Consider the following 25520-nt stretch of genomic DNA (forward strand, 5'->3'; position numbering starts at 1 on the left):
CAGGTGCAATATCGGGGTTGATTACTGTGAAAACTTGGAGGCTCTGCCATTACCTTTTAATACAGTCAGCCCCTTCTGTGTGACATTGCTCAGAAAATCGGTTGAGATTTTGACTCTTTTCTTTAAAATGCTCGTTCGTGCAAAGTAGGGCGTACATTAGTATTTGTACCAAATCTTGTACTCGATGCGCAGAACGGTATGGCTTCTCGCGCCAAATTCATTGCTTATCAAGCAAAAACAAAATTCATGTGTTGCTTCGTATGTAACACCACTGGAATAGGATATAAAATGCCTGTAATTACTCTTCCTGACGGCAGTCAGCGTCAATTTGACAACCCTGTATCAACTCTAGATATCGCAGCTTCTATCGGCCCTGGCCTTGCAAAAGCAACCATCGCTGGTCGTGTTGATGGCGAGCGTGTTGATGCTTGTGATCTTATCGAACAAGATGCAAGCCTAGAAATCATTACCGCAAAAGATGAAGTTGATGGTCTTGAGATCGTGCGCCACTCATGTGCTCACCTTCTTGGTCATGCTATCAAGCAACTTTACCCTGATGCGAAAATGGCTATCGGTCCAACGATCGATAACGGTTTCTACTACGACATCGATATGGAGCATCACCTTACGCAAGAAGATTTAGACAAAATCGAAAAGCGTATGAAAGAGCTTGCTAAGACCAAGTATCAAGTTGTTAAGAAAAAAGTCAGCTGGCAGGAAGCTCGCGATGCATTTGAAGCACGCGGAGAAACCTACAAGATTGAAATCTTGGATGAGAACGTTTCTAAAGACGATCGTCCAGGTCTTTACCACCACGAAGAATACATCGACATGTGTCGTGGTCCACACGTACCGCACATGGGCTTCTGCCAACACTTTACGCTACTTAATGTAGCGGGTGCATACTGGCGTGGTAATAGCGACAACAAGATGCTACAGCGTATCTACGGTACGGCATTCCACGACAAGAAAGCTCTTAAGGCGCACCTAACACGCCTTGAAGAAGCCGCTAAGCGTGACCACCGTAAGATTGGTAAGCATCTAGACCTGTTCCACATGCAGCAAGAAGCACCAGGTATGGTGTTCTGGCACCACAATGGTTGGTCTATCTTCCGTAATCTAGAAGTATTTATTCGTGAAAAACTGACTGAATACGATTACCAAGAAGTAAAAGGTCCTCTAATGATGGATCGTGTTCTTTGGGAACGTTCTGGTCACTGGGACAAATACGCTGATGCGATGTTCACCACGAATTCAGAAAACCGTGAATACGCGATTAAGCCAATGAACTGCCCAGGTCACGTTCAGATCTTTAACCAAGGTCTAAAATCGTACCGCGATCTACCGCTACGTATGGCTGAGTTTGGCTCATGTCACCGTAACGAACCATCAGGTGCGCTACACGGCATCATGCGTGTTCGTGGCTTTACTCAGGATGATGCTCACATCTTCTGTACTGAAAGCCAGATCCAAGATGAAGTAATTAGCTGCATCAAGATGGTCTACGATACGTACCAAACATTCGGCTTCGATAACATCGTAGTTAAGCTGTCTACACGTCCTGAAAAGCGCGTAGGTTCTGATGAAATCTGGGATGAATCAGAAAAAGCACTAGAGCAAGCGCTGCAATCTTTGGATATTTCTTATGAGATCCAAGAAGGTGAGGGTGCGTTCTACGGACCGAAAATTGAATTTACTTTGTATGATTGTCTGGATCGTGCGTGGCAATGTGGTACAGTGCAACTCGATTTCAACTTACCAGGCCGTTTAGGTGCAACTTACGTAGGTGAAAATAACGAACGTCTAGTTCCTGTTATGATTCACCGTGCGATTTTGGGTTCACTAGAGCGCTTCATCGGTATCTTAATCGAAGAATACGCTGGCTTCTTCCCAACATGGTTGGCGCCAGAACAAGCGGTAATTTTGAATATTACTGACAAACAGTCAGAATATGTTCAAGAAATCGCACAAAAATTGCAAAAAAGTGGAATTAGAGCCAAAGCGGACTTGAGAAATGAGAAGATTGGCTTTAAAATCCGCGAACATACTTTAAAACGTGTACCGTACATGTTGGTTGTCGGCGACCAAGAAATGGAAGCTGGCGAGATTGCAGTGCGTACTCGTAAGGGTAAGGACCTAGGCAAGTTCAAAGTGGATGATTTTATCTCTTACATCCAAGCCGAGGTTTCAAGCCGTAAGCTCAATCTGGAGGAATAAGCTATTAAAGGCGGAAGACGTGGTCAACAACAACCGGCCAAACAAAACCAGCATCGTTTAAACGATGAAATCCGAAGCGTTCGTGAAGTTCGTTTAAGTGACGCCGAAGGCGAACCAGTAGGTATCGTTTCTTATCAAGAAGCGCAGACTATAGCAGACGAAGCTGGTATGGATCTCGTAGAGATCAGCCCTAACGCCGAGCCACCAGTTTGTCGTGTGATGGACTATGGCAAGTTCCTCTTTGAAAAGAGCAAAGCTCTTAAAGAGCAAAAGAAGAAGCAAAAGCAGATCCAGATTAAGGAAATTAAATTCCGACCTGGGACTGATATTGGAGACTATCAGGTAAAACTACGCAACCTGACTGGTTTCCTTGAAGACGGCAACAAAGTGAAGGTAACAATTCGCTTCCGTGGCCGCGAAATGGCACACCAAAACATCGGTGTCGACGTTCTAAATCGTTTGAAAGCGGATACTGAAGAATTTGCAGTAGTCGAATCTTTCCCATCGAGAATTGAAGGTCGCCAGATGATTATGGTGTTGGCCCCTAAGAAGAAGTAATTATCGGCCTGCAAGTAATCTAACCTTGCTGCTTTAAAGTGGCAGGGTTTTATTCGCCCTAATTACTATGTTATTAACAACTCAACAATGCGGAGTTCTTCATCATGACTAAGATGAAAACCAACAAAGGTGCTGCTAAGCGTTTTAAGAAAACAGCTGGTGGTATCAAATTTAAGCACGCTGGTAAACGTCACATTCTGACTAAGCGTACTACTAAGAACAAGCGTCAACTACGTCCTAACGCAATCCTTCCTAAGTGTGAAGTGGCTGCTGTTATTCGTATGATGCCATACGCTTAATTCTTTTTAGTTTATCAATCGTTTAGTTTAGGAGAGACATAATGCCTCGCGTAAAACGTGGTGTACAAGCTCGTGCACGTCATAAGAAAGTTCTAAAACAAGCTAAAGGTTACTACGGAGCACGTTCACGTGTTTACCGCGTAGCTTTCCAAGCAGTTACTAAAGCTGGTCAATACGCATACCGTGACCGTCGCAACAAAAAGCGTCAGTTCCGTCAGCTATGGATCGCTCGTATCAACGCTGCATCTCGTCAAAATGGTCTATCTTACAGCCGTTTCATTAACGGTCTTAAGAAAGCATCTATCGAGATCGATCGTAAGATCCTTGCTGATATCGCAGTATTCGACAAGGCTGCATTTGCAGTACTAGTTGAAAAAGCAAAAGCCGCTCTATAATTTTTAGAACACTATAGCTTTATTTAAAGGAGACCCTAGGGTCTCCTTTTTTATTGCTTATAATTCCTGCCTGTTTGCAACTTTTATTCTGAATGAAAGTGTTTCTTTCCAAGTTCAATGGATTTGCTTAGGTCGTCCTTAATCAGTGGTAAGCAAAGCTCTCTAAACCACTGATGCTCTGGATCGTTGTTATACCGGGCGTGCCAAAGTAGGTAATAGCTGTGTTCATCGGTATCAAAGGGCATGGGTTTAACAAGCAAGTCTCTATCAGCAAAGCCTGCGGCAATGTGCAAGGGAACCGTCATCAATGTTTGGGTGAGTAGCAAGGCTTCAACACCTGAATCAAAGGAGGGTGCAGTGGCGAATATGCGCCTTTTTTGTCCAGCATCTGCGATCAGTCGATCCACTTCTCTTTGTTTATCAACAACGCCATTCACCAAAATGTGTTTAGCATCGGCGTAGCGCTTTGTGGTCATCGACCTATCGGCCAGGGGATGTGAGGCCGACATCAGCACAACGTACTTATCTCCACCTAGACGTTTTCCATACAGATTATCTGGGATCTCTTCTGCCATGGTCGCCACCACATCAACACTTCCCTTATGCAACTGACTAAGGTCTTCGCTTTGCCAAAGTTGCGTCGTTAAACTGGATAAAGGTGATTGCTTCTCTAGTTGCTGGCAAATAACCGGCAGTATCTTAGGGGCAATGAAGGCATTGAAGGCGAGGGTAAAGCGCCGAGTGATTTCTTTTGGGATGATTTCTTCAGGGGAATAGAGTCGGTTTAGCCTTTGCAAAAGCTCGGGCAGTTCTTTTTGCAAATGGTTAGCACGCTGGCTCAGTGAGAATTGATTGCCTTCACGGATCAAGATGGGATCACCGAAGGCATCTCGGATCTGCAGCAGTGTTTTACTCATTGCAGACTGACTGACATTCAACTCTTGGGCAGAGAGTGTCAGGTTACGGGTTTTGAGCAATGAATCCAGCGCGATTAACAGTTTATAATTGTGCATCTTTTCATCCTTGATAAGACTGAAACCATCCAACGAGCGGTAATTTCTACAACGTTTTTAGCATCCACACGTCACACATATTGTGTAGCGTCCCTTCTAACGGAGCGGACAGATGTTCAAAACCAAGCTTTTCGTAAAGACGCACTGCAGAGTTCATATTGGATAGGGTATCTAAATAGCACTGAGTGAAACCTTGCTCTTTGGCAAACTCTAAACAGTGGTTAGACAGGGCTTTGCCTAGACCTAGTCCTCTTGCTCCCTCTAGCAGAAACAATTTTTTTAGTTCACAAGTCGATGAGCCTTCAGTAAACGGTGCAACGCCACAACCGCCAACCACAACCCCACCTTTGAGCGCTACAAAGTAACGGCTCTTGCTCTCTAATGTGTAGTATCGACTCATATTTTCTACTTCAGGATCTGAAGGTCCATAGCCTTCACCAACGGCGCCAAATTCCTCACCTACTTTCTTGATGACCTCTTTAACAACAGGGTCAAACTCTGGGCTTATACTTACGATTTCTAAAGACATAGGATTTCCTCACTCTCTATTGCTGGTTTTTTAGTCTGTAGTAACAAGTTACGGTTATTTATCGCCATAGAGAAATGGATAAAATGACTACTTAGTATGAATTTTTCTCAAGTTTAGCAGAAAGGGAAGAATTATTATCATGCTAATTTGCTGAGTATTGTACTTGTCACAAGAGTAGGTTTGATAAATACTGAATTGTTATGAATCAGTATTTTAGGGATAAGAGATGAGCAATGTGTTGGTTGATTGTGTTTGGCTAAACGAGCATTTAGATGATAAAGATCTGGTACTGCTTGATGCCTTTATGCTGAAGGTCGTGGGCAAAGAACCTATTGAGTACCCAGAGTTCGTCACCATACCTGGCGCGTTGCCTTTTGATATTGAAAACGATTTTTGCGATAACGAATCGACGCAACTGCACGCACTTCCTACATCGCAACAATTTACTGAAGAGGTTCAGAAGTTAGGCATCAACAAGCAAAGTAAGGTCGTGATCTTCGACAATCAAGGCATTTATAGCGCCCCTCGTGCATGGTGGACGTTCAAGGTAATGGGCTTTGATAATGTGAAGGTTTTAGACGGTGGCTTACCTGCTTGGATCGAGAGCGGATACCCAACCAGTTGCGCTTATGCACAGGTGGCTGACAGTGGTGATTTTGTCGCTAGCTATGACTCTAATAAAGTGACTGACTATCAAACGGTACTATCAGGGCTTAACAATTCTCAACAATTGGTAGTGGATGCCAGAGGCAGCGCGAGGTTTAATGCCGAAGTAGCAGAGCCAAGACCAGGCGTTAGAGCGGGTCGAATCCCCAATTCTGTGAATCTACCTTTTGCATCGCTGATGGAGGGGAATGGTTTTAAATCGAAACAGGCACTCTCACAGCTGTTTTCCAATATCAATACTGCCAACTCTGAGCGCATAGTGTTTTCCTGTGGCTCGGGGATCACTGCTTGTATTCTTATCTTGGCCGCTCATGAAGTTGGTCTATCCAACACGATTTTATACGATGGCTCTTGGGCAGAATGGGGCTCTAATGAGACACTTCCACTAGGAGAGTAAACACAAAAAACGACATTCTGGAACAGAGAATGTGAGAAACTTTCATGTGTATTGAGTCTGTTATTTTATTAACAGACCCTAGTCAGCGTCGAATTATCTCACAGATAAGGCTTGTTTATAGGATAACTAAGGTAGCAGTCGCATCACCTTGCCACTGTCTGTGGTGATATATAGATAGTCATCGGGAGAGACCTGTATATCACGAATCCTTTCGCCTAGATCTTCAAACAAGCGCTTCTCTTCAATCAGTTCCTTACCGGCTATCTTGATAACGTTGATGTGAGTGAGCTTCAAGGCTCCTGCGAGTAGCTTACCGTTAAGATCTGGATAGCGTTCACCTCGATACATAATGAGTGAGGAGGGCGCAATCGATGGGGTGTAAACAAGTGAAGGTGCGGTAACCCCTTCTTGGTATTCAGAATCACCGACCATTAAAGGACCCCAGTATTCCTTGCCGTGAGAGGTCATGGGCCAGCCGTAGTTATGTCCTTTCTCAATCCTGTTTATTTCATCTCCTCCACGTGGGCCATGCTCTATTGCCCATAGTGTTTTTGTTACTGGGTCAAAGGTTATCCCTTGCGTATTTCTGTGCCCGTAGCTCCATATCTCAGGTAGGGCATTGTCACTGGTTACGTAAGGATTGTCTTTTGGTACTGAACCATCAGCGTTAATACGTAGAATGGTGGCAGCATGGTTAGAGATGTCTTGACCGTTATCTCTATCACCCCTATCACCAATAGAAAAATAAAGCATGCCTTCATCATCAAACACAATGCGACTACCAAAATGTCTGCCTGTATCTGAGTGAGATTGGGTAGGTAGCACTTCCTTGAAACTAGTGAGTGAGCCTTTGACATAGGTTGCTGAGGCTAAGGTAGTGCTCGGACCCTTTTTGTTATTTTGGCTGTAGGTGATGAACAACTGACGGTTGTCATTAGGGTGAAAGGCGAGGTCTAGTAATCCGCCTTGACCACTAGCATATACATCCTTAGGTTTGTATAGAGCTGTGACTTTTCCTGAGGGGATGTCTAGTTCCACGATAGAGCCATTACGCTCGCTAATGACGGCGGTTTTGCTATCTGCAAATTCGATTGACCAAGGCACTTTTAATCCAGTAGCTACGGTTTGCAAACTGTAGGCGTGGCTTAGGTTTACATAACCCAATGTTCCCAACGCAACTGCGAGTAAGTGACTTTTTTTCAACCTAAGCATGCCTGTTTCCTTTTAGCGCGACTGTCCAACTTGATCCCCGCAACGCTTGAATAGTGACATCCAGTATTGCGCGTGATTGATTGTTGCCTGTTTATATTCAGTATATGCACTTTGTACAGGATGATGGTATTGCTTGTCGAGATTGGCAGTATAAAGAATGCCGATATGCGGAGATAACGTATGGTAGGCGGAGTTTAGGTCTGCGAGGTAGGGCTGAATTTCCCCAACATAGTACTTCTGAAATACGTTTTTTAGTCTGCGATACTTTGTTGTGTCTCGGTTTTTCCCGCAGAATATAACGCTATCGTACTGCTTAAGTTGTTGTGTACTCGCGTGCAAATAGACAGTCGCAGATTGCAACGAATAGCTTATTCGACCGAGTTGGTCGTATTTTTCTATCTCTTCTTGATAACTAAGGATATCGAAGTATTCGGGTAACTCTCCCTCACGGTAAAGGGCGTGTAGTGAAGATAATTCTTCAAGCGCACTTTGCAGGCTATATAGCCCTTGATTAGTCTCTTCTGTGTACCAGTTTGTTGAGAATGCATTGGCGTAGAGAGCGTCACTGCTGTAGAGAGTATTAGTGATATGTAACGGCAGTTCTTGCCACTTAATGTTATAGATCCTTTGTAAGTCTTGGTTGAGGTCTGCGTTCAATTCATTCGTGGCTAGACACGATTTTAGTCCACTTAATAGAGCGACTTCATACTCTAAGCTTCGGAACTGATCTTGCACCTTACCCAGTACCGTGTTTCTCTGTGCGACCAACTCCATGAGATGACATTTAGAAAGTTGGAGGGCATCAACCAGTCCGACGGTTTGCCTAGAAGGTTGCTGAAAGAGATCGCGCTTTCTTGGGTATTCATAGGTTGAAGTTGCCACTTCTATCGCTTCATTTTCTTGTACGTTAGCAAGGCGTTCTAGATAGTTTTCGAATTTAGCTTCAACGCTCGATGAGCGTTCACAACCAAGTAAAACTAGGCATGCAGCCATGATAATAGAAATGGCGATTGCGCTTTTTGCTCCCTTCACACACTGCCCTCGAATATTATTCATAATCAGGTATACGCATTGCAAGAACAGATAGTCTAAGTAAGCTTGCTCATCCCCTTGTTCATCGAGTTGTCATCATGCTTCAAGCGTTGGAATAACCAACCTATGGCAACTAAGCACAGCCCTAAGCCTAAGAAAGACAAAGCGCGATATAAGCCCGTCAGCTGAGACATATCAATGACAAAGGCCTTAAAGATGACGATAAACAGAATGCCAAAGCCAATGTGGTGAGCTAACTGATTGACCTGTTTTTGTGACCAGACAATAGCGACAACCGACAGCAGTAGCCAAACAGCAGAATAGGTATAGAGCTCTAGTTCTTTGATGCCAAGCACTATGCCAATAGAACCACCATGAAAGTAATGCCGAATTAACGCATTGATGCCTAGGGCGATAAACGCACCTGAAGCGGCTAGCGCGTAAACAGAAAGTTGGGTTGGTATAAGCTTGAACCACCAACCAATAGCAAGAATCGCCCCAGGAATGACCCATAGAGGAATCAACCAATTAACAAGAAAGTAGTCCCCAAGGAATTGGTTAGTGAATAGTGGGTTTAATGTGGTGAACAGATGTACGTGAAGCAAGGCAGAGCCGCCAATTAACACGCAGGCAAAGTATTGATAAACCACCTTTATATTTTCTGTGCTGACTCTTAAACGGTATAGATAAATGAAAGAAAGCGCCAACCAGTTCATTGCTAATAGCGCTGACTCCTTGAAGGTAAGTGTCAATACCGAAGGATAGTCACCAACAAGAAAATAGCTTGTTTCAGTGGTGACGAATAACGCAATGAGGTGCAGTCGAGATCCTGATAACCAAGGCTCTATGGACGAACGCTTCAATTGAGCGCTGGTGGCATATAACAAAGCAAAACAGAAAGGGTAAATGATCAGTGTCCAATGAATACCCAAGATGGTTTCTGACTGATACTCAGGTAGCCATGGCGCTAGAGTGAGGCGAATTATTACCACCGCAACCATCACTTTGATTAACCAGTCTGGGGCACTGAAGTTGAATCGACGACTCCAGAAGGCAAGAGCAAGCAACTGAACCGTCAATGCCACGGTGAGCGTGCCTGCCTCAAGAAGCATGGTAAATATCAAACACAGGTTAGCGTTAGCTAGCAGCCAGCCGGAAACCAAAATATGAGGCTCTTGATACCTCTTGGTAATGAACACACCCACAATAGCTAAAATGGCTAGCTCCACAGACCACAAGGAGTAGAGCAGTTGGCTTGCTTCAGTGCTGGTTAATATATAGCTTGTAGCAAACAGCAAAGGCGTCGCACTCGCAAACAGTAGTGAGAATGCTGGGCGATTGGGGTAGCGACGGTGCATCATTGCGGAAAAAATCAAAAACGCGATGGCGCAGAATTGGGTGAACTGATGTGCTCCTGTGTACATGAATAGCATGTCGCTGACGTCAGATGTGGGTACATGAAGTACTAAGGTTATTATGGTGATCGCTAGTGCCAGCATTGGCCATGTATCAAAAGCAGAATGTCGGACAGACGCAGCGCAAAGGAAAGCAGCATAGATCAAGCTGCAGGTGATGAGCTCCGCTTGAAATCCATAGAGCGTGTAAAAGGCAATAAGTGGCGCCAGAGAACAGATTAACCCTGCTTGCTCTTTACGTGGCATGAGCAAGACCTTAAGAGACATTGCTACAGTGTTTTGTTGCAATAAACGCCATCCTAAAACAGGGACGAGAGTAAACAAGTAAAGGGATAACAGGCTAAAGGTAAGAAGCACGTAGATCTCAAATGAGGTGCTAGATATTAGCATCGTAATGAGAAGCCAAGCGAAATTCCCCGCAAAGCAGAGTCGCCACAACCATTCGCTACTTACTTTTTCAGAGATATAAACAGCAGAAGCACTGATAAATACCACAAACAGGGTGAGCTGCAACGTATTGGGTTGCAGTTCCCAAAATAATGCGGGTATCGCGTAACTGCCAATAACGCCAATGAAAGCAACAATAGGACCAAACCTAAGTGCCATAAAGGTGGCCAGTGAGGTAACAATGACAGTAAGAATCAACGCTGGGGTTGAGGAGATAAACTGATAGTAATGTGTCGAAACCACTATCATGGCAAAGCAGGTGATCACACCCGCCGAGGCCAATGCGGCGCTCACTTGATTGGTTTGGATATTAAACCGCTTAGGGTATCGAACAAGATATTCAGCACCAACCAACAGCGCAATACCAAAAGCAAAGCCTAGTGCGACACGAGCATGAGCTGAAATCAACCCAGCTTCAACCGCATATTTTGCAAGAAACACACCGCCAAGCGCTAATACAAAGCCCCCCAGCCAAAGCAGACTGTTGCTACTGAGATGTTCAAGCCACTGCTTGAACTTGATTTGTCCAGCCTCCCACGAAGGAGCGCTTTTACTTTGTGGTTCTGATTTCGGCTGATAAAGCTCTAAAGTCGGCGTTGCACTTGTTGGATTAGGGCTCTGAGTCTTCTCCACAGCGAGGTCGGATTCTTGGTTGTGTCTTTCTACATTTTGCAGCGCTACCTGAAGTTGCAGTTGTTCCAATTCACCTTGAAGCTTGGAAATTCGTTGATGGGCATAGCGAGCCATCACCAAACCAACAATGATGGCGATGAGGAGGACGAATTGTAGTAGGAGCATTATTTCAAACATGTAGGCCAAGTAATCCAGGTTTCGTTTCTTAAGCATAGCACCTTGAAACGTGTTGAATTACTTGGTTTTTCTTTACGCTTCTACATACTTCCTTTGGACAAAACCCTTAGCAAAAGCGACCCACTTATTGAGTACTATCCTTACGCCACGTATTGTAAGGTTTTAGTTTTTTTAAAGACAAATACAGTCCGGTTCTTATCAATTGCAAACTAGTGATCTCGATGTTTAATCGGTGGCGACCACTAATGCGATAACTGCTTTGGTAAGTAAGCGGCATTTTAGGAATATAGCGCTTATTTTGTCGGCAATATGTGTCTAGTTGCGTCTGTTCGAGGCAAAGATTTAATTAATCTTGAATTTCCGTTCATTTGGGTTTGGCTTTGTGGCTTCCTTTTATTACTATGTGTAGCTATTCAAAATACCCTAAGTCCCGATGGATACTGCCACTAGGCAGATGAGGAAACAATGCAACATCTACAAGAGATCATTGCTAATGCGACTGCTGCTATCGAAGAAGCACAATCGCTAGTCGCACTGGATGAAGTGCGCGTTCAATTCCTAGGTAAGAAAGGTGAGCTAACGCTTCAACTTCAAAGCCTAGGTAAACTACCACCAGAAGAGCGTCGCAGCGCTGGTCAAGAGATCAACAAAGCGAAAGGTGCAGTCCAACAAGCTATCGCAGCTCGTAAAGACGGCCTGCAAAAAGCTGAGCTAGAAGCTAAGCTTGCGGCTGAAACCATTGATGTGACCCTACCTGGTCGTCGCATTGAAAATGGTGGTCTACACCCAGTGACTCGTACTATCGAGCGTATGGAACAGTTCTTTGGTGAACTTGGTTTTGCAACAGAATCAGGCCCTGAAATTGAAGATGCGTTCCATAACTTCGATGCACTGAACATCGCAGATGATCATCCAGCTCGTACTGACCACGATACCTTTTTCTTCAACCCTGACTTGATGCTACGTACACACACCTCTGGTGTGCAGATCCGTACTATGGAAAACGGTAAACCACCGTTCCGCTTCATTGCTCCGGGTCGTGTATATCGTAACGACTACGACCAAACTCATACCCCAATGTTCCACCAGATTGAGGGTTTGTTGGTTGATGAGAACGTTAACTTTGCACAGCTAAAGGGCATCATCTCTGATTTCCTAGTGGCCTTCTTTGAAGAAGAAGTAGAGGTTCGTTTCCGTCCATCTTACTTCCCATTCACAGAACCTTCTGCTGAAGTGGATGTTAAGCGTAAAGACGGTAAGTGGTTAGAGGTTCTTGGTTGTGGCATGGTTCACCCGAACGTACTTCGCTCTGTAGGCATCGACCCAGAGCAATACCAAGGCTTCGCCTTTGGTATGGGCGTTGAGCGCTTGACTATGCTTCGTTACGGCGTAACTGATTTGCGCGCGTTCTTCGAAAACGACCTTCGTTTCCTTAAACAGTTCAAGTAATCCAGGGACACAATTAGATGAAATTCAGTGAATCATGGCTTCGTCAGTGGGTTAGCCCTGCGGTTACGACTGACGAACTAACACACCAAATCACAATGGCTGGCCTAGAGGTAGACGATGTTCTTCCTGTTGCTGGTGAGTTTACCGGCGTTAAAGTAGGTAAAGTTGTTGAGTGTGGTCAGCACCCTGATGCTGACAAACTGCGCGTAACTAAAGTAGATGTTGGCGCTGAAGAATTGCTAGATATCGTATGTGGCGCTTCAAACTGCCGCGAAGGTATCCTAGTAGCGGTAGCTACTGTGGGTGCTGTTCTACCTGGCGATTTCAAAATCAAGAAAGCAAAACTGCGTGGCCAACCGTCACACGGCATGCTGTGTTCATTTACTGAGCTAGGTATCGACATCGAGTCTGATGGCATCATGGAGCTTCCAGAAACAGCGGTAATCGGTACTGATTTCCGTGAGTTCCTAGACCTAAACGACGTAACGGTAGATGTTGACCTAACCGCTAACCGTGCGGATTGCTTTAGCATCCGTGGTCTGGCTCGTGAAGTCGGCGTTCTAAACCGTGAAGCGGTAAAAGAGCCTGAATTCGCAGTAGTTGCTGAGAGCATTCAAGACACAGTTTCTGTTGAAGTTAACGCGTCAGAAGCATGTCCACGCTACCTTGGCCGAGTGGTTAAGAACGTAAACGTTAAAGCCTCTTCTCCTATCTGGATGCAAGAGAAATTACGTCGCTGTGGCATTCGCTCTATCGACCCAATCGTTGATATCACTAACTATGTGATGCTAGAGCAAGGTCAACCAATGCACGCATTCGATCTAAGCAAGATTGAAGGTGGTATCGTGGTTCGTATGGCTGAACAAGACGAGAAACTGACTCTTCTTGATGGCAACGAAGCCAAGCTAAATGCAGATACACTGGTTATTGCAGACCACAACCAAGCGCTAGCAATCGCAGGCGTATTTGGTGGTGAAGGTTCTGGCGTAACAACAGAAACGACAGACGTATTGCTTGAGAGCGCATTCTTTGCACCGGATCATATCCGTGGCCGTGCACGCGCTTACGGCTTGCACACTGATTCATCTATGCGTTTTGAGCGTGGTGTGGATTACGCACTGCAGCACAAAGCAATGGAGCGTGCAACACAGCTTCTTGTTGAGATCTGTGGCGGTGATGTTGCTCCTATTGCTGGCGTTGAATCTGAAGCCGATCTTCCAAAAGCAAACACAGTATCTCTACGCCGCTCTAAGCTAGACAGCTTGCTAGGTCACTCTATCTCTGATGCTGACGTGGTTGAGATCCTTGAGCGTCTTGGCTGCACAGTTGAAACCACTGATGCTGGCTGGAACGCTGTAGCTCCAACATGGCGCTTTGATATCGCTATCGAAGAAGACTTGATTGAAGAAGTTGGCCGTATCTTTGGCTACAACAACATTCCAAATCAAGCGCCAATGGCGGCTCTTACAATGAACGACCACAAAGAGGCAAACCAGCCACTTAAGCGTGTTCGTGATTTGCTAGTAGACCGTGGCTACCACGAAGCGGTAACTTACAGCTTTGTAGAGCCAGAGCAGCAAAAGCTGATTGAACCAAACATTGAACCTTTAATTCTGCCGTTCCCAATCTCTGCTGACATGTCAGCGATGCGTGTGCAGTTGATTCAAGGTCTTCTAAATACCGTTGTTCACAACCAAAAGCGTCAGCAACCACGCGTACGTCTATTTGAATCAGGTCTTCGTTTTATTCCTGATGCAAATGCTGAAAATGGCATGCGTCAAGAATCAATGCTTGCGGGCGTTCTTGCGGGTACTCGTAGCGAAGAGCATTGGGACATTGAAACCAACACGGTTGATTTCTTTGATCTTAAAGGCGACCTAGAAGCGGTTCTTGAGCTAACGTGTGAAGAAAAGGCATACAGCTTTGCTGCAACTAAGCACCCAGCACTTCACCCAGGACAAGCTGCGGCTATCATCCTAGACGGTAAAGAAGTGGGCGTGATTGGTACGGTTCACCCAGAGCTTGAGCGCAAGTTTGGTCTTAACGGCCGCACTGTTGTGTTTGAACTTGAGTGGTCTGCAATTGCAACTCGCGTATTGCCTGAAGCGGTAGCGGTATCTAAGTTCCCTGCAAACCGTCGCGACATCGCGCTAGTTGTAGACGAAGCAGTCGCTTCTGGTGACGTAGTAGCAGCCTGTCTTGCAAGCGGTGGCGAGCTAATGACAGATGCAAAACTGTTCGACGTTTACCAAGGTAAAGGCGTTGAAGAAGGAAAGAAGAGTCTTGCGATTGCGCTTACTCTTCAATCAGTTGAGCGTACTTTGGAAGAAGCTGACATCTCTGGCGCTGTTGAAGCAACAGTTAACGCTGTTTCAGAGAAGTTTGACGCTGTATTGCGTGACTAGTTCTTATTAACTAGTACTAAAAATCTCAATATGAAATGGGGAGCCTGATGGCTCCCCATTTTTTTTCTATCTTCTAAGAAATTGTCCGTATTTGCACCGAGAATGGACAGAAAGTCGTTAGTACTACTTCAATGAGTCGAAATACGCTAGAATGCGCCTCACAATTTAAGTCTGAGCCTAATAATCTATGACCCATGCCACAACCCCTAACAGCTTTGCTGATCTTGCCTTAATTAAACCTCTTTTAGCGCGACTAGAAGAGCTGGAGTATCAACAGCCTACACCTATCCAAGCGCAAATCATTCCTAGTGTATTAGCGGGTCGTGACGTCATTGCCGGTGCGAATACTGGCTCAGGTAAGACAGCTGCATTTGCATTGCCAATGCTACAGGAGCTGTTCACCAAACATGATTTAGTTAAATCTAGCGCGAGCAAGGGTAACTATGTGTCTGGTTTGATCTTGGTTCCGACGCGCGAGTTGGCAAAACAGGTTGCCGATAACATCAAGTCTTACGCGGTGCACTTTAATGGTGAGATCAAAACTGTAGCCGTATTCGGTGGCGTATCGACTAATGCGCAAATGCAAGCATTGCGTGGCGGTACAGATATCTTGGTGGCAACGCCAGGTCGTTTACTTGACCTTATCTCTAGCAATGCCATCAAGCTTGATAGAGTTAAAACCTTAGTGCTTGATGAAGCAGATCGCATGTTAAGCCTTGGCTTTACCGAAGAGTTGTCTGAGCTTTTGGCAAAACTGCCTAAGCAAAAGCAAACACTTCTATTCTCTGCTACTTTCCCTGAACAAGTACAGGCGCTCACTCAAGAGTTGCTTAACGACCCTGTTGAAGTGCAGTTGCAAAGTGACGATGAGAGCACCGTAGTTCAGCGTGTATTTAACGTCAACAAAGGCGAAAAGACCGCTGTATTGGCGCATCTGATCAAGAAGCATCAATGGCGACAAGCGCTAGTATTTGTAAACGCTAAAAACAGCTGTGAGCACCTAGCCGATAAACTGTATAAACGTGGTATTGAAGCCGATGTGTTCCACGGTGACAAAGGTCAAGGTTACCGTACGCGTATCCTTGATGCGTTTAAGTCTGGTGAGATTGAAGTACTTATCGCAACGGACATCGCAGCTCGTGGTCTCGATATTGAAAAGCTGCCAGTGGTTATCAATTTCGACCTTCCAAGAAGCCCATCAGATTACATGCACCGCATTGGCCGTAGTGGCCGTGCAGGTGAAGTGGGTCTGGCTTTGTCACTCATCGACTATGAAGATCTGCACCATTTCAAGGTTATCGAGAAGAAGAATAAGATTCGTCTTGAACGAGAACAGGTCGCAGGGTTTGAAGTCGATGAAACCGTCACTCAAGAAATGATTGATGCGAATAAGCCAATGGCGGCACCGGCAGGCACTGGCAAGAAAAAGCGCAAGAAAAAAGGTCAGGGCGGCTCTGACATTTGGTTACAGAACTCTTAATCAAACACAGTCAATGCCAGCTCATCGTAGCTGGCATTTTTAATTATTTAGACCCTATTGATAAGGAACAGAGCATGAGCGGAACTCAAAGGTCGGACATTCACGCAGGATTAGAAGTGAAAATTGTTCTTAAAAAAGACCAACGCACCGGAACATTAACTTCGGGCGTAGTGAAAGATATTCTCACTAAATCTCCGAACCACCCACATGGCATCAAAGTTCGCCTAGAGAGTGGCGATGTGGGACGCGTAGAAGAAATACTATAAGCGTTACTCGTTAATCTTATCTTCAAATCCACCGAGCCTATCTAACGGGCTAGTGGTTCCAGCAAAATGCTCTCCAATGACATGGGTATAGATCTGGGTAGTGGCAAGATCTCTGTGCCTAATTAAATTCGGTTTTCAAACTATAACCTCGTGTACGGAGGCCTTGGCGAACTTCAGCTAAAAACAAGCTGGGCATAACCACATCTAACTTTACGGTAACCCGATATAGCTTATTACTCCCTTCACTTTTTCAGGTGTGAAAAAAGTGGTACTTCGCATTTTGAATTGCGAGTGATTTGTAATCAGAGTTCTTTCTGAGACTTGCTTGTTTGATACTAGGAAACCGGCTATCTGATTAAATGGGACTTCCTACTAACAAGTTGTGATTTTCTAACGTAATGGTAGATTAGTTCATTTGAATCAGTGAGTTAACGTTACTAGCTACACCATTGTGCAATTGCCAAGTAGGATATCTCACTAATAAGCTGTTAAATTACAAGGAGAGTTTCGTGGAAATAAAGGAAGTAAGTACCACATCAGTCTTAGTCGAACAGCTAAATTCGTTGCTAACTGATTGTATAGAAAGTGGAGCCTCTGTAGGCTTCTTAACACCTGTCGATGAAGAAGAAGTAAAGTTGTATTGGTTATCTGTAGAGTCCGACCTCAAGTCGGGAGCGAGAAAACTGTTTCTCGCTTATGAAAATGAAAATGTTGTAGGTGCAGTTCAACTGTCTCTTTGTTCTAAGCCTAATGGCTCACACCGAGGGGAAGTTGAAAAACTTATGGTTCATACGGGATCACGGGGAAAAGGTGTTAGTAGAAAACTAATGTCGCTAATGGAAAGCGTAGCTTGTGAACTTGGTTTATCATTGCTGATTCTTGATACACGTTTAGGCGACATTGCATCTTCATTATATCGTTCAATTGGTTACACCGAAGCAGGCCAAATTCCTCAGTTCGCTCGTAGTTCTACAGGTGAGCTTGAAGGCACAGTTTACTTCTTCAAACTATTGTAATTCAACAAACAATTTAAGAGTGATTCAGCACGCTTGGCATTTTTGGTTTGGGTTTAGTCCAGTGTTTACGGTGGTCAAATGAAGTGCCGTGGTCGCGTGCTTCACACCTTAATTGGGCGTTATGTACTAGGAGGAAAAATGGAATATTTTCAGTACTATGGAATCGACTGGATTGCAATGGTACTTACCTTCCTTGCTATTTGGCAGATAGGAAATAAGAACAAAATTGGATTCATTTTAATGATGTGCGGCAATACTAGTTGGATAGCTGTCGGTTATCTTACTGGTAGTGTGGCAATGATAATTGCAAATATCATCTTTTTCTCAATGAACCTTAGAGCAATCATCAAATGGTCGACACCAGAGAAAGAGCCTAAAGTCAGCGTTGCTGAACAGTCATCTACCAACTAAAAGGAAGTTAATGGCTCAGTTGTACTTTATCAGTGGTTTTATCGGTTCTGGAAAAACCACGTACTCCAAGGAATTGGCAGAAAAAACAAATGGTTTTCGGTTCTCAATCGATGAATGGATGATTCCGCTCTTCGGTGAACATATGGAGCGAGATGTACTTAATCAGCGGCTCCGAACATTGGAAAGCTTGTTTCAAGACGCTTCATCTCAACTCGTAAGGCTCGGTGTACCAGTTGTTTTTGATTTTGGCTATTGGTCACGAGATGACCGAGCAAGAATAGTATCTTGGGCTTCGGAGCAGGGTTATAGCTGCGAAATGCATTACCTTGATGTCTCATTTGACACATGTTGCCAGCGTGCTTTCGAGCGCAATGCAAACACTAGAGGAAAGTCCTACGAAATGACGCCAGAAATGTTGGAGTTGTTTTGGTCTTGGTTCGAAGTACCAACTCAAGACGAAGACGTCATTTGGGTTTCTAACTAGCTGAAAATACGCTTATAGCAAAGCGTTTAAAAGCGATTCCGTACCGTGTGCCAGTTTCGCTTCGCTCAATTTTGGCACTCGTTACTCCGCACTTTAACGCGGCGTTATCTGTCACAAGCCACTCGCTAATTTGGGTGAAATGTTGAGGATTGAAAATGAAAGATACAAAGAGTCAAGATGACAAAATTGCAGGGATGGTCTTTTCAAAAATCTATCCGCTGTATGTGGCAAAGGTTGAAAAGAAATTCCGAACGAAAGATGAGTTAAATGAAGTCATTTCTTGGCTTACTGGTTACGATGAAAGCGAACTTCAAAATCATATTGAAGGCTCAACTACATTTGGAGAGTTCTTTTCTAACGCAACAGTTAACCCGAATTCAAAATTAATCACAGGTAAGATTTGTGGATATAAAGTTGAAGATATAGAAAACCCTATTACTCAACAAGCTAGATATCTTGATAAATTAGTTGATGAACTTGCAAAAGGTCATGAAATGAAAAGGATTTTGCGCATATCGTAGAAGCGACAGATAACAAAGCGTTTAAGACGGGTTCCCAATGCTTGGCATTTTAGGCTTACTTCAGTTTAAGTGTTTATGTCACAATGATTTAGGTATGGTGGTTGGCGTTGCTCACCACTTAACGCGGCGTTATGCCTTTCTAAAAAAATGGACTTTTTACATGGAAATAGTAAAAGCAAAAATCGAGAACTTAGACGTTATTTCAACTCTTTTTGATTCATATCGAGTGTTTTATGGTCAAAAAAGTAATCCTGATATTGCCCGTGAGTTTATTCAATCACGCATTAACAATAATGAATCAGTGATATTTTTAGCACTTGATGACGAAGGTAATGGCTTAGGTTTTACTCAGTTGTATCCAAGCTTTTCTTCAGTTTCGGCTTCTAGGACTTGGGTTCTCAATGACTTGTTTGTTGCTGATACAGCTAGACGGATGGGTGTGGCTAAGAAATTGATGAATGCAGCGAAAGACATGGGGCTAGAAAACCAAGTAAAAGGTCTTGCTTTGGAAACGGCAGAAAGTAATGTGAATGCTCAGAAATTGTATGAGTCTTTAGGCTATGAACGAGAGTCAGGGACGTATCATTACTTCTTGAAACTACAGGCATAACAAAGCGTTTAAGAGTGACTCCAAACGCGTGCCGTTTTGTTTCGCTCACAGTATGGCACGCTATGTTTGTCGCACCTTAACGCGGCGTTATGTGGTTGCCATAAACGGAGAAATCAATTGATAGAATTTAAAACAATCGGCTTGTTCTTTGTTACGGCAATCGCGGAAATACTTGGTTGTTACTTACCTTATCTCTGGTTAAAAGAGGACAAGTCGGTTTGGCTTTTATTACCGGCAGCATTCTTCTTAGGGTTATTCGCATGGTTGCTGTCTCTTCACCCAACTGCGGCGGGTCGAGTTTATGCGGCGTATGGTGGAGTCTATATTTTTGTAGCCATTATTTGGCTTTGGATGGTAGATGGTATCCGTCCAAGTTTGTGGGATGTACTCGGCGTGTCAGTAGCACTGTTAGGTATGGCAATCATAATGTTCGCACCGAGAACCACATAACAAGCACTTCAAGACGGATTCGCGAACGCGTGCTGAACTCGCTTCGCTCAGACATAGCATACGTTCACACACAGCTTAGCTTGGCGTTATGTGCTTGGAGGGGAAATGCAATTTATCGAAGTCAAAAGTAGCCAAATTCCGCTAAATTTGCTGCTCGAAGCAGATCCTTCTGAAGCGAGTATTTCATCATATTTATCCAAATCATGGTGCTTTGCTGCACTAGATAATGAGCGTATTTTTGCGGTATGTATAGTTAAGCCAGAAACCCAAACCCTTGCTGAAATCTTCAATGTTTCTGTATATCCCAAGCTACAAGGTCAAGGAATAGGCTCTCAATTACTTAAGTCAGTTCTGTCTCAGCTACCAAGTAAGGGAATCACTCGTGTTGAATTGGGTACAGGTACCTTTGGTTATCAACTGACTTATTATCAACGCCTTGGTTTTCGCGTTGACTCAATCATCAAGGATCACTTCTTGCTGAATTACCCAGAACCAATCTATGAAAATGGTATTCAACACAAAGACATGCTGAGATTGTACGCACAGATTTAGCACGCACATAACAAACGTTTAAGAGTGATTCCATACGCGTGCCGACTCGCTTACGCTCAAACATAGCACGCGTATGTCACCGCTTAATGCGGCGTTATGCGTAAATGGAGGAAACATGGAAAATCAGGGAAAACTGTTCTTCTTCTGTGGCAAGATGGGAGCAGGAAAATCGACTAAATCTAAGATTGTGGCTGCTGAAAACAAAGCAGTTCTAATTTCAGAGGACGATTGGTTGTCAGCTCATTATCCTTCTCAAATTCAAGCATTTGACGACTACATTAAGTACTCCAATCTCATCAAGCCTTTTGTTAAAAGCCATGTTCAAAGTTTGTTGAATGTTGGGGTCAATGTTGTCATGGATTTTCCAGCGAATACTATTAAGCAAAGAGCTTGGTTCGTATCACTTTGCGTCGAAGTAGGTAGTGAACATGAGCTTTGGTATTTAGACTTAACAGATGAACAATGTTTATCCCAAGTTGCTAAACGTCGAGTTGAACAACCAGAAAGATCCATGTTTGACACAGAGGCTGTATTTCATCATGTGACTCAGTATTTTGAAGCTCCAGAAGCGAGTGAAAAACTCAGTCTGGTGCGTGTGGGAGAATACGCATAACAAACTGTTTGAGAGTGATTTGCAACGCGTGGCTTTTTTCTATGCGTTAGTTTTAGTGGTTAAGGTGGTATGCGGTAGCTTTAGTGTTGCGTTGCTCACATCTTAACAGGGCGTTACAAGCTAAAAGGAAGTTAATGGCTCAGTTGTACTTTATCAGTGGTTTTATCGGTTCTGGAAAAACCACGTACTCCAAGGAATTGGCAGAACAAACAAATGCTTTTCGGTTCTCAATCGATGAATGGATGATCCCGCTCTTCGGTGAACATATGGAGCGAGATGTACTTAATCAGCGGCTCCGAACATTGGAAAGCTTGTTTCAAGACGCTTCATCTCAACTCCTGAGGCTCGGTGTGCCAGTTGTTTTTGATTTTGGCTATTGGTCACGAGATGACCGGGCAAGAATAGTATCTTGGGCTTCGGAGCAGGGTTATAGCTGCGAAATGCATTACCTTGATGTCTCATTTGACACATGTTGCCAGCGTGCTTTCGAGCGTAATGCAAACGCTAGAGGAAAGTCCTACGAAATGACGCCCGAAATGTTGGAGTTGTTTTGGTCTTGGTTCGAAGTACCAACTCAAGACGAAGACGTCATTTGGGTTTCTAACTAGCTGAAAATACGCTTATAACAACGCGTTTAAAAGCGACTCCGTACCGTGCGCCAGTTTCGCTTCGCTCAATTTTGGCACACGGTTGTCACACCTTAGCGTGGCGTTATATGCTCAATGTGCAACTTTGTGGAGATTCTATGAAATTCAACCATTTAGGTATACCAACAACAGAACGATTCGAGGGTGAAATAGACTTACCTCACTTAAAGATGACCGTATCTGATCATGAAAATAATCCTTATGGTATCCAGTGGCAGCGCTACTGGGCTGATGCTCCATATCCTGAGTTGGTAAAAACTGTTCCCCATGCCGCTTTTGAAGTGGATGATTTACTGGCGGAAATTAAAGGTAAAAAAGTCATTATTGAACCCAATTCACCAAGTGAAGGCTTAATGGTAGCTTTTATTGAGGTAAATGGCGCTCCAGTTGAATTGATGGAATATTCTAAATAGCTGGCACTTGTTTATTGGTTATACATTACTGATAAAGAACAGAGCATGAGCGGAAGCCAAAGTTCGGGTATCGACACAGGCTTAAAAGTAAAAATTGTTCTTAAGAAAGATCAGCGCACTGAAACATTAACTTCAGGCGGTGTTAAAGACATTCTTACCAAGTCACCTAACCACTTGCATGACATCACAGTTCGCTTAGAGAGTTGCGATGTAGGACGTGTAAAAGAAATCGTTTAAGCCCAGTTACGCTATATTTCCTTCTAATACACTAAGCCTATCTATAGGGGGGGTGAATCCAACAAACTGCTCGCGAATAACGTAGGGCGTTATCTGACTATCTTCAGCCCCTTGTTTACTAATGTGAAACCGACAATGGGTTAGGTGAGAGTTCGCATTACCAGCAGTAGCTTGTGGGGATATTATTAGATTAATAGCTTGATGAACGGCTTGAACTCATGAGTTTGTCTAGTTGCTTTTGAGCTTTCTTTGGGTTCTCTAGGTCGACAATTTCTATCATTTCGCACTCATCTCTAACCATTTCATTGATAAGGCTGGGGTAGAGGCGACAATCTTCGGGTCTGTCCAAGTAAATGCTACAGGTGTATTTGTCTGCTTGTTCCGTTTTGGTTTTTGGTTCTAATTCTAAAAATGGGCAGCGGTGTAATTGCTCTTTTGTTTTCGGATCAAACCAGATATTCCCATCTTTCACATACTCAAAAATGTCTGGGTTAAATAACTCCCAAAGGTCTATCTCTTCTTGTGTGGCAGCTAAATCACCATTTCCATATTTGATGCAACATTTCCCGCACTGGTTACAATCTTTCATGGTGTTTCCGCTGAGTTGTGGTTAATACCCTTGAGTTTATCATCAATAGTCATACTGAGAACTAGCGTTTCAGGGCGCTACCTATTAATCAGTCGTTACACGCACGGAAAATGCAATGCACTATCTTCTTCGGTATTCCGTTATAATTCTTCCAATTATCAAAAATTTATTAAGATAGAGCATGAGACAGTACTACATCGTTGAAGGTGACACTTCTTCTAAAAAACAAAAATTGGCTTACCCAAAGATGGCACTTTGTGAAAGGTGTGTGGTTGATTTCGTCGTTATTAGTGAAGGTGAGAGAACTTATGAGCCGTGTCGAAAATGCGGCACTGACGACTAGGGTCTGTAACTCATTTCACAAAACAAGGAGGCTTTATGATTGAAATTGAGCGACTGAACCCCTCGCATATCCCTTCTGTAAAAGACATTCAACTCTCCGATGAAAGCATCAAGTACGCTTCTACAGCCGATGACTTCTTGCTTGATGGGAGTGATGCCACGCATCTTTGTGTGGTAAAGCATCATGGCTTGGTTGTGGGCTTTTTTAAGCTAGATCTCGCTTATGCGTCGACTTACCGTTTCTGCTCTAAGAACAGCATTGGTCTAAGAACCTTTGCGGTTGATCAAAGACAACAGGGCAAGGGTCTTGGCACTAAAACCGTAGAGGCTTTGAAAAGCTATCTTGCCCATCACTATCGACGCTATGACTTTGTGTATTTGACCGTAAATTGTAAAAACCTAGCGGCAATTGCGTGCTATCGAAAGGGCGGCTTTGAAGAGACAGGGGAGCTCTATCTTGGCGGTGAAGCGGGACCGCAACATGTGATGCGTCGCAGAATTACGGTGTAATTGTTTAATACTCCTCAAAATGATGATCAGAGCTTGCTAGTATTACGGTTCATAAGGATGAGTGCCAGTTAAAGGATGAACGATGGACTTTGAACTCTCTGAGCTAGAAAGCCAAGATAAATATCGCCTTCTTAACGGTGGCGTAACCCCTAGGCCAATCGCTTGGATCAGCTCACGATCAAAGGGAGGCATTGATAATCTTGCCCCGTACTCCTTTTTTACCGTCGCTAGTTGTAACCCTCCTGTACTTCTCTATACCCAAGTGACCCAAAGAAGTGGAATAGATAAAGACACTTTACAAAACCTAAAAGAAACGGGCGAATGCGTCGTTAACATTGTCGGTTCAAGCTTGTTAGAAAAGATGAATAGCACTAGTGCTGCCCTGAATGCCGATGTGAGTGAGTTCGATCACGCAGATATAGAACATACTGCCAGTAATAAGGTAAGCCCTTTATCAGTAAGAGATTCACCAATTCGTTACGAGTGCCATTTAAGAGAAATTATTTCATTAGGTGACCTTCCTGCAGGTGGAACAATTGTTCTGTTAGATGTTAAGTCTGTTTACGTTCGTGATGATTTGTATGTTGATGGGGTGATCAACCAAAAGCGGGTTGATACGGTGGGTAAGATGGGTGGTAATGACTTTAATGTTAATGCCAATATCGTTGAGTGTATTCGACCTTAAGTGCGAACAATCAATCGGTTAATCAAAGCATTTTTTAATTGTAAGGGAGCGCAATAGGGTATGGAAATCAAGATTTATCAGGTGGATGCCTTTGCCGATAGGGTATTTGAAGGCAATCCCGCTGCAGTGTGTCCCCTTGATGGGTGGCTTTCAGATGAGCTGTTGCAGAACATTGCCCAAGAGAACAATCTGTCTGAAACGGCGTTTTTTGTTGCAGAGGATAATGGTTACTCACTGCGATGGTTCACACCGGGCGGAGAGGTAGACTTGTGTGGTCACGCGACCTTAGCTGCCGCCCATGTGTTGTTTCAGCATCTTGGCTACTCTGATGAGGTCATCGCATTTCATACCATAAGTGGCGCTTTGCTGGTGGGGAAATCAGGCACAGGATATAGCATGAGCTTTCCTGCGAGCGACATTAAACCTGTAGAAGCACCCAGCGAGTTACATGCAGCTTTGGGCGTGACACCTGTTGAGATACTCTCAGATTTTGATTATGTGATCATCTTAGAAAGTGAATCCCAAGTTGCGTCCCTAACACCTGATTTTACAAAGCTTTCAAATCTAGGCTTACGTGGGGTTGTGGTATCGGCGCCGGGAGAGAATGTTGATTTCGTGAGCCGCTGTTTCTTTCCAAAGTATAACGTGGACGAAGACCCCGTCACTGGCTCAGCACATTGTGAATTGGCTCCCTATTGGGCGAAAAAGCTCGGTCGTGCTCAGTTAGTTGCTAAACAGCTATCAAAAAGAACGGGAACGGTCCAGTGTGAGGTCGTTGATGACAGAGTTATCCTGTCTGGGAATGCGATAGATTACATGTCAGGGATAATAACCCTCAAAGCATAGAGAA

General features: G+C 44.1%; 29 protein-coding genes. 23 read left to right on the forward strand and 6 right to left on the reverse strand.

Features of this window, described 5'->3' with window-relative positions:
- Window positions 1-288 precede the first annotated feature (288 nt).
- The 4 genes from thrS to rplT all read left to right on the forward strand — a co-directional run bounded on the left by thrS (window position 289) and on the right by rplT (window position 3469).
- On the forward strand, window positions 289-2217 hold the full coding sequence (thrS, locus tag D5I41_RS14535; protein ID WP_119010392.1) for a threonine--tRNA ligase: 1929 nt from the start codon (window positions 289-291) through the stop codon (window positions 2215-2217).
- 3 nt (window positions 2218-2220) lie between these two features.
- The gene (gene infC / locus D5I41_RS14540; protein WP_119010393.1) at window positions 2221-2775 is read left to right on the forward strand and encodes a translation initiation factor IF-3; all 555 of its coding nucleotides are present in this window, start codon (window positions 2221-2223) and stop codon (window positions 2773-2775) included.
- Between the two features lie 104 nt (window positions 2776-2879).
- Window positions 2880-3074, forward strand: coding sequence for a 50S ribosomal protein L35 (gene rpmI, locus D5I41_RS14545; RefSeq protein WP_017027530.1), 195 nt, complete (start codon window positions 2880-2882; stop codon window positions 3072-3074).
- 41 nt (window positions 3075-3115) lie between these two features.
- Window positions 3116-3469: a 50S ribosomal protein L20 gene (rplT, locus tag D5I41_RS14550; RefSeq protein WP_004401084.1), complete on the forward strand. Its 354-nt coding sequence runs from the start codon at window positions 3116-3118 to the stop codon at window positions 3467-3469.
- An 83-nt stretch (window positions 3470-3552) separates the two neighbouring features.
- Here the strand turns inward: rplT and D5I41_RS14555 are convergent, their stop codons facing one another.
- Window positions 3553-4482, reverse strand: coding sequence for a LysR family transcriptional regulator (locus D5I41_RS14555; RefSeq protein ID WP_119010394.1), 930 nt, complete (start codon window positions 4480-4482; stop codon window positions 3553-3555).
- A gap of 46 nt (window positions 4483-4528) precedes the next feature.
- Window positions 4529-5011, reverse strand: coding sequence for a GNAT family N-acetyltransferase (locus D5I41_RS14560; protein ID WP_119010395.1), 483 nt, complete (start codon window positions 5009-5011; stop codon window positions 4529-4531).
- A 226-nt stretch (window positions 5012-5237) separates the two neighbouring features.
- Between D5I41_RS14560 and D5I41_RS14565 the strand changes: the two genes are divergently transcribed.
- On the forward strand, window positions 5238-6074 hold the full coding sequence (locus D5I41_RS14565) for a sulfurtransferase (RefSeq protein WP_119010396.1): 837 nt from the start codon (window positions 5238-5240) through the stop codon (window positions 6072-6074).
- Between the two features lie 126 nt (window positions 6075-6200).
- Here the strand turns inward: D5I41_RS14565 and D5I41_RS14570 are convergent, their stop codons facing one another.
- Genes D5I41_RS14570 through D5I41_RS14580 form a run of 3 tightly spaced genes read right to left on the reverse strand, consistent with a single transcriptional unit; the run spans window position 6201 to window position 11026 of the window.
- Window positions 6201-7286, reverse strand: a complete 1086-nt coding sequence (locus D5I41_RS14570; RefSeq protein ID WP_119010397.1) for a PQQ-dependent sugar dehydrogenase — start codon at window positions 7284-7286, stop codon at window positions 6201-6203.
- 12 nt (window positions 7287-7298) lie between these two features.
- A complete protein-coding gene (locus tag D5I41_RS14575; protein ID WP_235868924.1) occupies window positions 7299-8342 on the reverse strand; it encodes a DUF3080 family protein in 1044 nt (347 codons plus the stop codon).
- A 32-nt stretch (window positions 8343-8374) separates the two neighbouring features.
- Window positions 8375-11026 (reverse strand): DUF2339 domain-containing protein, encoded by a 2652-nt coding sequence (locus D5I41_RS14580; RefSeq protein ID WP_235868925.1) that lies wholly within the window; start codon window positions 11024-11026, stop codon window positions 8375-8377.
- Between the two features lie 429 nt (window positions 11027-11455).
- On the opposite strand from D5I41_RS14580, the gene pheS reads away from it, so the two are divergent.
- The 15 genes from pheS (at window position 11456) to D5I41_RS14665 (ending at window position 22544) form a co-directional block, all read left to right on the forward strand.
- Window positions 11456-12439 (forward strand): phenylalanine--tRNA ligase subunit alpha, encoded by a 984-nt coding sequence (gene pheS, locus D5I41_RS14585; protein WP_119010398.1) that lies wholly within the window; start codon window positions 11456-11458, stop codon window positions 12437-12439.
- Window positions 12440-12456: 17 nt separating this feature from the next.
- Window positions 12457-14844 carry a phenylalanine--tRNA ligase subunit beta gene (pheT, locus tag D5I41_RS14590; protein WP_119010399.1) on the forward strand — a complete coding sequence of 796 codons (2388 nt, stop codon included), beginning with the start codon at window positions 12457-12459 and terminating at the stop codon, window positions 14842-14844.
- Between the two features lie 187 nt (window positions 14845-15031).
- The gene (locus tag D5I41_RS14595; RefSeq protein WP_119010400.1) at window positions 15032-16324 is read left to right on the forward strand and encodes a DEAD/DEAH box helicase; all 1293 of its coding nucleotides are present in this window, start codon (window positions 15032-15034) and stop codon (window positions 16322-16324) included.
- Window positions 16325-16398: 74 nt separating this feature from the next.
- Window positions 16399-16590, forward strand: a complete 192-nt coding sequence (locus D5I41_RS14600) for a YwbE family protein (RefSeq protein WP_119010401.1) — start codon at window positions 16399-16401, stop codon at window positions 16588-16590.
- Window positions 16591-17099: 509 nt separating this feature from the next.
- Window positions 17100-17606 (forward strand): GNAT family N-acetyltransferase, encoded by a 507-nt coding sequence (locus D5I41_RS14610; RefSeq protein ID WP_119010402.1) that lies wholly within the window; start codon window positions 17100-17102, stop codon window positions 17604-17606.
- A 138-nt stretch (window positions 17607-17744) separates the two neighbouring features.
- The gene (locus D5I41_RS14615) at window positions 17745-18017 is read left to right on the forward strand and encodes a nicotinamide mononucleotide transporter (RefSeq protein ID WP_119010403.1); all 273 of its coding nucleotides are present in this window, start codon (window positions 17745-17747) and stop codon (window positions 18015-18017) included.
- A 10-nt stretch (window positions 18018-18027) separates the two neighbouring features.
- A complete protein-coding gene (locus D5I41_RS14620; protein ID WP_119010404.1) occupies window positions 18028-18501 on the forward strand; it encodes a P-loop nucleotide/nucleoside kinase family protein in 474 nt (157 codons plus the stop codon).
- A gap of 155 nt (window positions 18502-18656) precedes the next feature.
- Complete coding sequence (locus D5I41_RS14625; protein WP_119010405.1) at window positions 18657-19022, forward strand: DUF2200 domain-containing protein; 366 nt, start codon at window positions 18657-18659, stop codon at window positions 19020-19022.
- 160 nt (window positions 19023-19182) lie between these two features.
- A complete protein-coding gene (locus tag D5I41_RS14630) occupies window positions 19183-19632 on the forward strand; it encodes a GNAT family N-acetyltransferase (RefSeq protein ID WP_119010406.1) in 450 nt (149 codons plus the stop codon).
- A gap of 117 nt (window positions 19633-19749) precedes the next feature.
- Entirely contained in the window at window positions 19750-20082 is a 333-nt protein-coding gene (locus D5I41_RS14635; RefSeq protein WP_119010407.1) for a YnfA family protein, read from the forward strand.
- A gap of 105 nt (window positions 20083-20187) precedes the next feature.
- Entirely contained in the window at window positions 20188-20634 is a 447-nt protein-coding gene (locus D5I41_RS14640; protein WP_119010408.1) for a GNAT family N-acetyltransferase, read from the forward strand.
- Between the two features lie 115 nt (window positions 20635-20749).
- Window positions 20750-21247 (forward strand): P-loop nucleotide/nucleoside kinase family protein, encoded by a 498-nt coding sequence (locus D5I41_RS14645; protein ID WP_119010409.1) that lies wholly within the window; start codon window positions 20750-20752, stop codon window positions 21245-21247.
- A 134-nt stretch (window positions 21248-21381) separates the two neighbouring features.
- Window positions 21382-21855: a P-loop nucleotide/nucleoside kinase family protein gene (locus tag D5I41_RS14655; protein ID WP_119010410.1), complete on the forward strand. Its 474-nt coding sequence runs from the start codon at window positions 21382-21384 to the stop codon at window positions 21853-21855.
- A gap of 137 nt (window positions 21856-21992) precedes the next feature.
- On the forward strand, window positions 21993-22307 hold the full coding sequence (locus D5I41_RS14660) for a hypothetical protein (protein WP_119010411.1): 315 nt from the start codon (window positions 21993-21995) through the stop codon (window positions 22305-22307).
- A gap of 45 nt (window positions 22308-22352) precedes the next feature.
- The gene (locus D5I41_RS14665; protein ID WP_119010412.1) at window positions 22353-22544 is read left to right on the forward strand and encodes a YwbE family protein; all 192 of its coding nucleotides are present in this window, start codon (window positions 22353-22355) and stop codon (window positions 22542-22544) included.
- Between the two features lie 190 nt (window positions 22545-22734).
- Here D5I41_RS14665 and D5I41_RS14670 read toward each other — a convergent pair whose 3' ends face one another.
- Window positions 22735-23133 (reverse strand): YkgJ family cysteine cluster protein, encoded by a 399-nt coding sequence (locus D5I41_RS14670; protein ID WP_119010413.1) that lies wholly within the window; start codon window positions 23131-23133, stop codon window positions 22735-22737.
- Between the two features lie 378 nt (window positions 23134-23511).
- Here D5I41_RS14670 and D5I41_RS14675 point away from each other — a divergent pair, with 378 nt between their 5' ends.
- The 3 genes from D5I41_RS14675 (at window position 23512) to D5I41_RS14685 (ending at window position 25516) form a co-directional block, all read left to right on the forward strand.
- Window positions 23512-23985, forward strand: a complete 474-nt coding sequence (locus D5I41_RS14675) for a GNAT family N-acetyltransferase (RefSeq protein WP_119010414.1) — start codon at window positions 23512-23514, stop codon at window positions 23983-23985.
- A gap of 82 nt (window positions 23986-24067) precedes the next feature.
- Complete coding sequence (locus D5I41_RS14680; protein WP_119010415.1) at window positions 24068-24670, forward strand: flavin reductase family protein; 603 nt, start codon at window positions 24068-24070, stop codon at window positions 24668-24670.
- A gap of 60 nt (window positions 24671-24730) precedes the next feature.
- Window positions 24731-25516, forward strand: coding sequence for a PhzF family phenazine biosynthesis protein (locus D5I41_RS14685; RefSeq protein WP_119010416.1), 786 nt, complete (start codon window positions 24731-24733; stop codon window positions 25514-25516).
- Window positions 25517-25520: the final 4 nt, after the last annotated feature.

It is taken from the genome of Vibrio superstes, from assembly GCF_003569005.1.
GTDB classification, from domain to species: Bacteria; Pseudomonadota; Gammaproteobacteria; order Enterobacterales; family Vibrionaceae; genus Vibrio; species Vibrio superstes.